At 67.4% G+C, this 11,262-nt stretch carries 8 protein-coding genes; 1 reads left to right on the top strand and 7 read right to left on the bottom strand.

Annotated features, from left to right (window positions below; genetic code table 11):
- Positions 1 to 2: 2 nt before the first annotated feature.
- Both O4G76_RS17955 and O4G76_RS17950 read right to left on the bottom strand, forming a co-directional pair.
- Complete coding sequence (locus O4G76_RS17955; protein ID WP_269398616.1) at positions 3 to 2,033, bottom strand: acetyl/propionyl/methylcrotonyl-CoA carboxylase subunit alpha; 2,031 nt, start codon at positions 2,031 to 2,033, stop codon at positions 3 to 5.
- Entirely contained in the window at positions 2,014 to 3,546 is a 1,533-nt protein-coding gene (locus tag O4G76_RS17950; protein ID WP_269398615.1) for an acyl-CoA carboxylase subunit beta, read from the bottom strand. The genes O4G76_RS17955 and O4G76_RS17950 overlap by 20 nt, the downstream gene beginning before the upstream one ends.
- 125 nt (positions 3,547 to 3,671) lie before the next feature.
- Between O4G76_RS17950 and O4G76_RS17945 the strand changes: the two genes are divergently transcribed.
- Positions 3,672 to 5,069, top strand: coding sequence for a short-chain fatty acyl-CoA regulator family protein (locus O4G76_RS17945; RefSeq protein ID WP_269398614.1), 1,398 nt, complete (start codon positions 3,672 to 3,674; stop codon positions 5,067 to 5,069).
- A gap of 16 nt (positions 5,070 to 5,085) precedes the next feature.
- Here the strand turns inward: O4G76_RS17945 and O4G76_RS17940 are convergent, their stop codons facing one another.
- The 5 genes from O4G76_RS17940 to O4G76_RS17920 form a co-directional block, all read right to left on the bottom strand.
- On the bottom strand, positions 5,086 to 5,379 hold the full coding sequence (locus O4G76_RS17940) for a DUF1330 domain-containing protein (RefSeq protein WP_253330509.1): 294 nt from the start codon (positions 5,377 to 5,379) through the stop codon (positions 5,086 to 5,088).
- Between the two features lie 74 nt (positions 5,380 to 5,453).
- On the bottom strand, positions 5,454 to 6,944 hold the full coding sequence (locus tag O4G76_RS17935) for an NCS1 family nucleobase:cation symporter-1 (RefSeq protein ID WP_269398613.1): 1,491 nt from the start codon (positions 6,942 to 6,944) through the stop codon (positions 5,454 to 5,456).
- A gap of 97 nt (positions 6,945 to 7,041) precedes the next feature.
- A complete protein-coding gene (hydA, locus tag O4G76_RS17930) occupies positions 7,042 to 8,496 on the bottom strand; it encodes a dihydropyrimidinase (protein WP_269398612.1) in 1,455 nt (484 codons plus the stop codon).
- Positions 8,497 to 8,506: 10 nt separating this feature from the next.
- Positions 8,507 to 9,757 (bottom strand): Zn-dependent hydrolase, encoded by a 1,251-nt coding sequence (locus O4G76_RS17925; protein ID WP_269398611.1) that lies wholly within the window; start codon positions 9,755 to 9,757, stop codon positions 8,507 to 8,509.
- A 64-nt stretch (positions 9,758 to 9,821) separates the two neighbouring features.
- Positions 9,822 to 11,141 carry an aspartate aminotransferase family protein gene (locus tag O4G76_RS17920; protein ID WP_269398610.1) on the bottom strand — a complete coding sequence of 440 codons (1,320 nt, stop codon included), beginning with the start codon at positions 11,139 to 11,141 and terminating at the stop codon, positions 9,822 to 9,824.
- Between the last annotated feature and the right edge of the window lie 121 nt (positions 11,142 to 11,262).

Raw genomic sequence — 11,262 nt, 5'->3', positions numbered from 1 at the left:
GCTCATTCGAATTCCATGATGGTCTGATCGACCGAGAGGCTGTCTCCGGCCGCCGCGTGCAGCTTCGCGACCTTGAGCTTGCGCTCGGCGCGCAGCACGTTCTCCATCTTCATCGCCTCGACGGTGCAGAGCGGCTGGCCCTCCTCGACCTCCTGCCCCTCCTCGACCGCGACATGCACCACCACGCCCGGCATCGGGCATAGTAGCAGCTTCGAGGTATCGGCCGCCTGCTTTTCCGGCATCAGCGCCGCCAGTTCGGCCTGCCGCGCGGTCCAGACCTTCACGTCGAGATCGGCGCCGCGATGGCGCACCCGGAACCCCGCGATGCGCGGCTCGACCTTCAGCACCGTATCCGTTCCCTCGACCGTGAGCCGGGCCAGCCGCGCGCCCGGGGTCCAGTCGCCCGCGACCCGCAGCACCGTGCCGTCCTCGAAACACACGTCGGTGGCGCCCTCCCCGGCCTTCAGCGTCACCGCGTGGCTCTCGGCGGCGACCTGCACCACGAAGGCCTCGCCGACGCGGCGCTCGTGGTGGTCGATCCGGCCCGAGATCCGGGCCCGGCGGATCTCCTCGATCCGCTGCAGCGTGGCGCAGGCGGCGGCGATCCGGCGCAGCGTGTCGCGCGGCAGGTCGACGCCCGAGAAGCCCTCGGGCCATTCCTCGGCGATGAAGCCGGTATGGATATCGCCCGAGCGGAACTTCGGATGCGCCATCACCGCAGAGAGGAACGGCAGGTTGTGACCGATGCCCTCCAGCTCGAAGCCGTCGAGCGCGCGCTCCATGGCATCCACGGCACGCTCGCGGTCCGGCGCCCATGTGCAGAGCTTGGCGATCATCGGGTCGTAATGCATCGAGATCTCGCCGCCCTCGGCGACGCCGGTGTCGTTGCGCACGACCTCCGCTTGGGACGCGAATTCCTGCGGCGGGCGGTAGCGCGTGAGCCGCCCGATCGAGGGCAGGAAGCCGCGATACGGATCCTCGGCATAGAGCCGGCTCTCGATCGCCCAGCCATTGAGTTTGATGTCGTCCTGCACGAAGGGCAGCGGCTCGCCCGCGGCCACGCGGATCATCTGCTCGACGAGATCTATGCCGGTGATCAGCTCGGTCACCGGATGCTCGACCTGCAGCCGCGTGTTCATCTCGAGGAAGTAGAAGTTGCGATCGGCATCGACGATGAACTCGACAGTGCCGGCGCTCTCGTAGCCGACCGCCTGCGACAGCGCGCAGGCCTGCGCGCCCATCGCGGCCCGGGTTTCGGGGTCGAGGAAAGGCGAAGGCGCCTCTTCGACGACCTTCTGGTTACGGCGCTGGATCGAGCATTCGCGCTCGCCCAGATAGACGCAGTTGCCGTGCTTGTCGGCCAGCACCTGGATCTCGATATGGCGCGGACCGACCACGAACTTCTCGATGAAGATCCGGTCGTCGCCGAAGGAACTGGCCGCCTCGCGCTTGGAGGCCTCGAAGCCTTCGCGTGCCTGCGCTTCGTCATGTGCGATCCGCATCCCCTTGCCGCCGCCGCCGGCGCTGGCCTTGATCATCACCGGATAGCCGATCTGCTGTGCGATCCGCACCGCCTCATCGGCATCCTCGATCAGGCCCATATGGCCCGGCACCGTGCTGACGCCGGCTTCGGCCGCGATCTTCTTGGAGGCGATCTTGTCGCCCATCGCCTCGATCGCGCCGACCGGCGGTCCGACGAAGGCCACGCCGCGATCGGCCAGCGCGCGGGCGAATTTCGGGTTCTCGGAGAGAAAGCCGTAGCCCGGATGCACCGCCTCGGCGCCGGCTTCCTCGATCGCCCGCATCACGCGGTCGATGTCGATATAGGACTGCGCCGCGGGCGCGGGCCCGATCTCGACCGCGCGGTCGGCCATGGCGACATGCACCGCGTCGCGATCGGCCTCGGAATGCACCGCGATGGTCTCGATCCCCATCGCGCGGGCGGAGCGGATCACCCGGCAGGCGATCTCGCCGCGATTGGCGACGAGCAGGCTGCGGAACGGCGGGCGTGCCTCAGAGCGGGATGTTGTCATGCTTCCTCCACGGGTTCTCGAGGCTCTTGTTCCGCAGGGCGGCGAAGGCGCGGGCGGTGCGGCGACGGGTGGCGCGCGGCATGATCACCTCGTCGACGAAGCCGCGCTCGGCGGCGACGAAGGGGTTGGCGAAGCGGTCTTCGTAATCCTTGGTGCGCTTGGCGATCTTGTCGGGATCGCCCAGTTCCGAGCGATACAGGATCTCGGTCGCGCCCTTGGCCCCCATCACGGCGATCTGCGCGGTGGGCCAGGCATAGTTCACGTCTCCGCGCAGGTGCTTGGACGCCATGACGTCATAGGCGCCGCCATAGGCCTTGCGGGTGATGACGGTGACCTTGGGCACCGTCGCCTCGCCATAGGCGAAGAGGAGCTTCGCGCCATGCTTGATCACCCCGCCATATTCCTGGCCCGTGCCCGGCAGGAAGCCCGGCACGTCCACGAGCGTCAGGATCGGGATCTCGAAGGCGTCGCAGAACCGCACGAAGCGCGCGGCCTTGCGGCTCGAGTCGATGTCGAGGCAGCCCGCCAGCACCATAGGCTGGTTGGCGACGACGCCGACGGTCTGGCCTTCGAGCCGGATGAAGCCGGTGAGGATGTTCTTGGCGAACTCCGCCTGCATTTCGAGGAAGTCGCCCTCGTCGGCGATCTTGGTGACCAGCTCGTGCATGTCGTAGGGCTGGTTCGGGTTGGCGGGGATCAGGCTGTCGAGGCTCGGCTCCTCGCGCGCGGGATCGTCGAAGAAGGGTCGCTTGGGCGCCTTTTCGCGATTGTTGAGCGGCAGGAAATCGATCAGCCGCCGCGCCTCCAGAAGCGCCTCGACATCGTTCTCGAAGGCCGCGTCGGCGACGCTCGACTTGCGCGCATGCGTCAGCGCGCCGCCCAGCTCCTCGGCGGTGACCACCTCGCCGGTCACGGTCTTCACCACGTCGGGGCCGGTGACGAACATGTAGGACGAGTCCTTCACCATGTAGATGAAGTCGGTCATGGCCGGCGAATAGACCGCGCCGCCCGCGCAGGGCCCCATGATCAGCGAAATCTGCGGCACCACGCCCGAGGCCAGCACGTTGCGCTGGAACACCTCGGCATAGCCGCCAAGCGACGCCACGCCCTCCTGAATGCGGGCGCCGCCGGAATCGTTGATGCCGACGACAGGCGCGCCGTTGCGCATCGCCATGTCCATGATCTTGCAGATCTTCTGGGCGTGGGTTTCCGACAGCGATCCGCCGAAGACGGTGAAGTCCTGGCTGAAGACATAGATCATCCGGCCGTTCACCGTACCCCAGCCGGTGACGACGCCGTCGCCGGCGGGTCGGCTCTCCTGCATGCTGAAATCGGTGCAGCGATGGGCCACGAACATGTCGTATTCCTCGAAGCTGCCCTCGTCGAGCAGCAGCTCGATCCGCTCGCGCGCGGTCAGCTTGCCCTTGGCGTGCTGCGCCGCGATCCGCTTTTCGCCCCCACCCTGCCGGGCCGAGGCGCGGCGCTCTTCGAGCTCGCGCAAAATCTCTTGCATCGGCGTCCTCCTTCGGGCGCCATCCTAGGAAAAGAAGGCCCCAGCTTCCCAGTACGATTGCGCGAATTTGCAAACTCGGCATTATGCAGAGCGTTGTCTATGCAAATTGGCAAAGTGGAGGCGGGATGGCGGTTCAGAAGCATTATGCCGGGACCCAGCTGCGTGAACTGCGCGGACGGATCGGGCTGACCCAGAAGCGCTTTGCCGAAAGGCTGGGGGTATCCCTGCCCTATCTGAACCAGATGGAGAACAACAACCGCCCCGTCTCGGCGGGCGTGGTGCTGGCGCTGGCGCGCGAATTCGGCTTCGACGTGACCGAGCTGACCTCCGGCGAGGAGATCCGCCTTGCTTCGGACATGCGCGAGGCGCTGGCCGACCCGGTGCTGAGCGGCGTGCAGCCGGCGCTTTCGGACCTGCGCATGGTCGCCGCCAACGCCCCTTCGGTGGCGCGCGCCCTCCTCGACCTGCACGCCGCCTATCGCCGGACCCAGGATCGTCTCGCCTCATTCGACGAAGCGCTGGGACGCGCCGGTGCCGCCGTCTCGCCTTGGGAGGAGGTGCGCGACTTCTTCCATTATTGCGACAATTACATCGACGCCATCGACCGCGCCGCCGAGCAGTTCGCCCGCCGTGCCGCCGCCGAAGGGCACGATGCGCCACAGGCGGCGATCGAGGCGCTCGACGCGCGCGGCATCACCCTGTGCGAGGTGGCCGAGGCGCCGCTGCGGCGCTTCGATGCAGAGAACCGAAGCCTCACCCTGTCGTCCCGGGCGCCCCGCGCGACCCGGCGATTCCAGCTTCTGGTGCAGCTTGCCCTGATCGAGCACCGGGAGCTGATCGAGGCCACGCTCGACCTCGGCCGCTTCGAGATCGGCACCGCGCGCGACATTGCCCGGATCGGATTGGCCAACTATTTCGCGGGAGCGGCGCTGATGCCCTATGGCGCCTTCCTCGACGCGGCGCAGGAGACACGCCACGATCTCGAACTTCTGGCCGAGCGGTTCGGCGCCAGCCTCGAGCAGGTGGCGCACCGGCTTTCCACCCTGCAGCGCCCCGGCGCGCGCGGCGTGCCCTTCTGGTTCGTGCGGGTCGATCAGGCGGGCACCGTGACCAAGCGCCACTCCGCCACCCAGCTGCAATTCGCCCGCTATGGCGGCGCCTGCCCTCTATGGAACGTGCATCAGGCCTTCGAGACGCCGACGCGCTGGCTGCGCCAGCTGGCCGAGACGCCGGACGGGGTGCGGTATCTTTCGCTGGCGCGCGACATCAGCGGCGGCGGGGGCGCATGGGGCGCGCCGGTGCGGCGCTTCGCGATCGGGCTGGGCTGCGAGGTGAAGCATGCGCGCGAGCTGGTCTATGCCGACCACATGGACCTCGATTCCGCCCAGGCCTTCGAGCCGGTGGGCATCTCCTGCCGGATCTGCGAGCGCACCAACTGCCACCAGCGCGCGGTGCCGCCGCTCGAGGGACGGCTGAAGGTGGACGCGGATCTGCGGCAGGACCTGCCCTACCGTCTGGAGTGACCGCGCCCGGCGCCGGTCAGTCCGGCGCGCCCTCCAAGATCATGATGTTGGCGATGCCCGCCCCCTCGCGGTGGCGCTTCGCGGCCTGATAGGCGTCGGAATTGTAGCAGGCGAGCGCGGCCTCCATCGAGTCGAACTCGATCACCACGTTGCGGGGATGGCTCTCGCCCTCCAGCGCCTCGATCCGGCCGCCGCGCGCCAGCACCCGCGCGCCGTGCTCGCGGAACGCCTGCGTCGCGCCTTCGGCGTAGAGCTTGTATGGCTCAGGGTCGGTGACCGTCACGTGGGCGATCCAGTAGGCCTTGGGCATGTCATCTTCTCCTGTCTGCGGACATGAAAAGGCCGGGGCGACACCTGCCGCCCCGGCCCGTCACGCGTATGGCGTCACTTGTTGAGGATCTTCGAAAGCACGAGATAGGCCGCGCCAGCCACGAACAACCCGACGAACCAGGCATAGGTGTAGATCGTGGCGAAGAAGTCCGAGGTGCCGGCGGTGATGCCGACGCCGGCGAGGAAGCCCGGCAGGTTCGGCAGGATGCCGATCACCAGCGCGCCGACCCCGGCCCAGTTGGTGCCGTTGCGGCCCGAATAGATGCCGTCCATCCGGAACAGGTCCTTCACCTCGAGCTTGGTCTTCCGCAGCAGGTAGTAATCCGCCAGCATCACGCCCGCGATCGGACCCAGCAGCGCCGAATAGGCGATCAGCCAGCCGACGATGTGGTTCACCAGCACCCAGGGGAACATGGCGATGCCGATGCCCGCCGTGATGTAGCCACCGCGCTTGAGGTTGATCTTGCTCGGCGCGAGGTTCGAGAAGCCGTGCGCCGGGGCCACCACGTTGGCCGCGAGGTTGGTGGTCAGCGTCGCCACGATCAGCGCGAAGAGCGCGACGATGATCGAGAAGCCGCCCATCCGCTCCGCGAGCTGGATCGGATCCCAGATCGCCTCGCCATAGATCACGATCGTCGCCGAGGTCACCGCCGAGGCGATGAAGGCGAACAGCGCCATCGGGATCGGCAGACCGACGAGCTGGCCGAGGAACTGGTCCTTCTGGCTCTTGGCGTGGCGGGTGAAGTCCGGGATGTTGAGCGCCAGCGTCGCCCAGAAACCGATCATGCCGGTCAGGCTCGGCCAGAACACCACCCAGAACTGCCCTTCCTGCGGCTGGCCGGGATCGAATTCGCTCGGGGTCGAGAGCATCGGGCCGAAGCCGCCGGCGGCGAACCAGGCCCAGCCCAGCAGCGCGAAGCCCATCAATAGCAGGAACGGCGCCGCATAGGTCTCGAGCCAGCGGATCGATTCCGTGCCATGGGTGATGAAGTAGAGATGCAGCGCCCAGAAGGCGAGGAAGCAGACGAACTCGGCGAGGCTGATCCCGAGGATCGGCATCGCCTCACCCGCCAGCGCGCCGCCCGTCAGCGTGTTGAGGATCACGAAGATCGCCGAGCCGCCGACCCAGGTCTGGATGCCGAACCAGCCGCAGGCGACGATGCCGCGCGCCACGGCCGGGATCTTGGCGCCCGAGGGGCCGAAGGAGGAGCGCAGGAGCACCGGGAACGGGATGCCGTATTTCGTGCCGGCATGGCCCAGAAGCACCATCGGGATCAGCACGATCGCATTGGCCGCGAGGATGGTCAGCACCGCCTGGTCCCAGCTCATGCCGGAATTGATCAGGTAGGAGGCCAGCAGGTAGGTCGGGATGCAGACCACCATGCCGACCCAGAGCGCGGCGATGGCGAGCCAGTCCCATGTGCGCTCGGCCGCCGTGGTCGGCAGCTGGTCCTCGTTGTAGAGCCTCGGATCCATCCCGGCGGCGTCGAGGGGCGCGCGCCCCCCGCCTTCCGCCGCGGGGATTCCCGCAGTCATGTCCGTCATGTCTTGTCCTCTCCCTGTTATTGGTCTTGGGCGCCCTCTTATTCTCTTCCCCGGGCGCTAAAGAAAATGCCCCCGAAAGTCCCGGGGGCATTTCATCTCAGACGCAGGCCGGCATGTTCTCGGGCTTGCGCTCGACCTTGCGCGGCGCCGTCACCTCCTTCCACTTCGACAGCGCCTTGTTCACCTCCGGGAAGGCGGGGCGCTTGACGAAGCGGCCATGGCCGGGCGTGGCGCAGATCTTCCCGTCATCGACCGCGAGCGTGCCGCGGCTCAGCGTGTAGCGCGGCAGGCCGGTGACCTCGCGGCCCGCGAAGACGTTGTACTTGACCACCGACTGCTGGGTCTCGGGCGAGATCACCTTCGACTTCTTCGGATCCCAGACCACGATGTCGGCGTCCGAGCCTTCGAGGATCGCGCCCTTCTGCGGATAGATGTTGAGGATCTTGGCGATGTTGGTCGAGGTGACGGCGACGAACTCGTTCTTGGTCAGCCGCCCGATGTTCACCCCTTCGGTCCAGAGCACCGGCATCCGGTCCTCGAGCCCGCCGGTACCGTTCGGGATCTTGGTGAAATCGTCGATGCCAGTGCGCTTCTGGTCGATGGTGAAGGCGCAGTGATCGGTGGCCACCACCTGCAGCGAACCCGCCTGGAGACCGGCCCAGAGGCTGTCCTGGTTCGACTTGTCGCGAAAGGGCGGCGACATCACGCGCTGGGCGGCGTGGTCCCAGTCGGGGTCGCGATACTCGCTGTCGTCGAGAACGAGGTGCTGGATCAGCGGCTCGCCATAGACCCGCATGCCCTTCTGGCGGGCGCGGCGGATCGCCTCGTGCGCCTGCTCGCAGGAGGTGTGGACCACGTAGAGCGGCACGCCCGCCATGTCGGCGATCATGATGGCGCGGTTGGTGGCCTCGCCCTCGACCTCGGGCGGACGCGACATGGCGTGGCCCTCGGGACCACGGATGCCCTGCGCGAGCAGTTTCTGCTGCATGGTCGCGACCACGTCGCCGTTCTCGGCATGCACCATCGGCAAGGCGCCGATCGCGGCGCAGCGCTGGAACGAGTCGAACAGCTCGTCGTCATCGACCATCAGCGCGCCCTTGTAGGCCATGAAGTGTTTGAAGGAGTTGATGCCCAGATCGACGACCTGCTGCATTTCCTCGAACACCTGCTCACCCCACCAGGTCACCGCCATGTGGAAGGAGTAGTCGCCGCAGGCGCGCTGCGATTTGGCGTGCCAGCCCTCGAGCGCTTCGAGGAGCGACTGGCCGGGGCTGGGCAGGCAGAAATCGACCACCATGGTGGTGCCACCCGCAAGGCCCGCGCGGGTGCCGCTCTCGAAGTCATCGGCCGAATGGGTGCCCATGAAGGGCATCTTCAGATGCACATGCGGGTCGATCCCACCCGGCATCACGTAGCAGCCGGTGGCGTCGAGCACCTTGTCGCCAGACAGGTCAGCGCCGATCTGCACGATGGTCTCGCCCTCGATGGCGATGTCGGCGGCGTAGCTGCGGTCGGCGGCAACGATGGTGCCGCCCTTGATCACGGTTCTCATGCTCATCTCCTCACTCCACGATTTCGGCAGTTTCCAGAACGGCGTGCAGCAGCACGTCGCAGCCGGCGGCGGCCCATTCGCGGCTGATTTCCTCGTCCTCGTTGTGGCTCAGACCATCGACGCAGGGGCACATGATCATCGCGGTGGGCGCCACGCGGGCGATCCAGCAGGCGTCGTGGCCCGCGCCCGAGATGATCTCGCGATGCGAATAGCCGAGCTTCTCGGCGGCACGAAGCACCGCGTCGACGCATCCCTCGTTGAAGGGCACCGGATCGAAGCCGCCGACCTTCTCGAAGGCGATCTCCAGCTCCATTTCGTCCGCGATCTTTCGGCCTTCGCTGCGCAGCCGGGCTTCCATGTCCTCGATCACCGACAGTTCCGGCGAACGGAAGTCGACGGTGAAGACGGCCTTGCCGGGGATCACGTTGCGCGAGTTCGGGAAGACCTCGATATGGCCGGCCGCGCCCACCGCGTGCGGCTTGTGGGACCACGCGATCTCGTCGACCTTGTCGAGGATGCGCGCCATGCCGAGGCCGGCGTTGCGGCGCATCGGCATCGGGGTCGAGCCGGTGTGGCTCTCCTTGCCGGTCACGGTCACCTGCGTCCAGCTCAGCCCCTGCCCGTGGGTGACGACGCCGATATCGCGGCCCTCGGCCTCGAGGATCGGGCCCTGCTCGATATGCAGCTCGAACATCGCGTGCATCTTGCGGCTGCCCACCGGCTCGTCACCGACATAGCCGATGCGGGCCAGCTCGTCGCCGAAGCGCTTTCCTTCCGCATCCTCGCGCGCATAGGCCCAGTCCTGCGTGTGCACGCCCGCGAAGACACCGCTCGACAGCATGGCGGGGGCGAAGCGGGTGCCCTCCTCGTTGGTCCAGTTGACCACGACGATCGGGCGGCGCGGGGTGATCCCCTGGTCGCGGATCGAGCGCACGACCTCGAGGCCTGCGAGCACGCCCAGCACGCCGTCATACTTGCCCCCCGTGGGCTGGGTGTCGAGATGGCTGCCCATCATCACCGGGTCGAGATCGGGCTCGGCGCCTTCGAGCCGGGCGAACATGTTGCCCATGGAATCGACGCCGACGCTCATGCCGGCCTCCTCGCACCAGCGCTTGAACAGGTCGCGCCCCTCGCGGTCGGCATCGGTCAGGGTCTGGCGGTTGTTGCCGCCGCGCAGGCCGGGGCCGACCTTGGCCATCTCCATCAGCGAGTCCCACAGCCGGGCCCCGTCGATCCGGGTGTTGCTCTGGATGTCTTTCATGTGTCCTCCCATTGCTGGCAGGCGGCGCGGCGGCCCTCCCCGGCCGCAGCGCCGCCCGCCCTCCTCAGGCGTCGAGCGCCTCGCCGAGCGTGCCGACCAGCTGGTCGATCTCGGCTTTCTCGATGATCAGCGGCGGCGACATGGCGATGGTGTCGCCGGTGGTGCGCAGGTGCACGCCCTTGTCCCAGGCGCGCAGATAGGTGTCGAAGGCCCGCTTGGTGGGCGCGTCTGCAAAGGGCTCCAGCTCGACCGCGCCGACGAGGCCAACGGCGCGAATGTCGATCACGCCGGGCTTGTCCCTCAGGCTGAACAGCGCCTCGGCCCAGTAGTCCTCGAGCGAGGCGGCGCGCTCGAACAGCTCCTCCTCGCGGTAGGTGTCGAGCGCCGCGAGCGCCGCGGCGCAGGCCACCGGGTTGCCCGAGTAGGTATAGCCGTGGAACAGCTCGATCATGTGATCGGGGCCGGTCATAAAGGCGTCGTGGATCTCCTCGCTGGCCAGCACCGCGCCCATCGGGATGACGCCGTTGGTCAGCCCCTTGGCGGTGGTGATCAGGTCCGGCTCGACGCCGTAGTAATCGGCACCGAAGGCCCGGCCCAAGCGGCCATAGGCGGTGATCACCTCGTCGAAGATCAAGAGGATGCCGTGCTTGCGGGTGATCTCGCGCAGCCGCTGCAAATAGCCCTTGGGCGGCAGGATCACCCCCGCCGAGCCTGCCATCGGCTCGACGATCACCGCGGCGATGGTCTCGGCCCCGTGCAGCGCGACCATCCGCTCCAGCTCGTCGGCGAGCTCGGCGCCGTGCTCTGGCTGGCCGCGGGTAAAGCCGTTGCGGGCGATGTCATGGGTATGCGGCAGGTGGTCGACGCCGCCCAAGAGCGTGCCGAAGGCGCGGCGATTGTTGACCAGCCCGCCGACGGAAATGCCCCCGAAATTGACGCCGTGATAGCCCTTCTCGCGGCCGATCAGCCGGGTGCGCCCCGGCTCGCCCTTGGCCTTGTGATAGGCCAGCGCGATCTTCAGCGCGGTCTCCACCGATTCAGAGCCGGAATTGGTGAAGAAGACGTGGTTGAGATTGCCCGGCGCCAGCTCGGCGAGGCGCGAGGCCAGTTCGAAGGCCTTGGGGTGGCCCATCTGAAAGGCGGGCGCGTAGTCGAGCTCCTCGACCTGCCGCTGCACGGCTTCGGTGATGCGCGGCGCGCGATGGCCCGCGTTGACGCACCACAGACCGGCGGTGCCGTCCATGACCTTCCTGCCGTCTGTGGTGGTATAGTACATCCCCTCGGCGCTGGCGATCATGCGCGGGTTGTCCTTGAACTGCCGGTTGGCGGTGAAGGGCATCCAGTAGGCGCTAAGGTCGTTGCGGATCTTGGTCTCTGCGTTCATCTCGTCATTCCTTGAACGGGTGGCCTCAGGCGGCCGAGCGGGCCAGCAGTTCATCGAGCGATTTCTTGGCGTCGCCGTAGAACATGCGTGTGTTGTCCTTGAAGAAGAGCGGGTTCTCGAT

Origin of the sequence: Limimaricola sp. G21655-S1 (assembly GCF_027213785.1) — a bacterium.
GTDB lineage: Bacteria > Pseudomonadota > Alphaproteobacteria > Rhodobacterales > Rhodobacteraceae > Limimaricola.
This window is presented reverse-complemented; position numbering and strand designations above follow the sequence as displayed.

What these genes read in the sequence shown, in the direction of transcription:
- O4G76_RS17955 (WP_269398616.1), bottom strand. Translation starts at nt 2,033, where the DNA reads ATGACAACATCCCGCTCTGAGGCACGCCCGCCGTTCCGCAGCCTGCTC.
- O4G76_RS17935 (WP_269398613.1), bottom strand. Translation starts at nt 6,944, where the DNA reads ATGACGGACATGACTGCGGGAATCCCCGCGGCGGAAGGCGGGGGGCGC.
- O4G76_RS17920 (WP_269398610.1), bottom strand. Translation starts at nt 11,141, where the DNA reads ATGAACGCAGAGACCAAGATCCGCAACGACCTTAGCGCCTACTGGATG.
- O4G76_RS17940 (WP_253330509.1), bottom strand. Translation starts at nt 5,379, where the DNA reads ATGCCCAAGGCCTACTGGATCGCCCACGTGACGGTCACCGACCCTGAG.
- hydA (WP_269398612.1), bottom strand. Translation starts at nt 8,496, where the DNA reads ATGAGAACCGTGATCAAGGGCGGCACCATCGTTGCCGCCGACCGCAGC.
- O4G76_RS17945 (WP_269398614.1), top strand. Translation starts at nt 3,672, where the DNA reads ATGGCGGTTCAGAAGCATTATGCCGGGACCCAGCTGCGTGAACTGCGC.
- O4G76_RS17925 (WP_269398611.1), bottom strand. Translation starts at nt 9,757, where the DNA reads ATGAAAGACATCCAGAGCAACACCCGGATCGACGGGGCCCGGCTGTGG.
- O4G76_RS17950 (WP_269398615.1), bottom strand. Translation starts at nt 3,546, where the DNA reads ATGCAAGAGATTTTGCGCGAGCTCGAAGAGCGCCGCGCCTCGGCCCGG.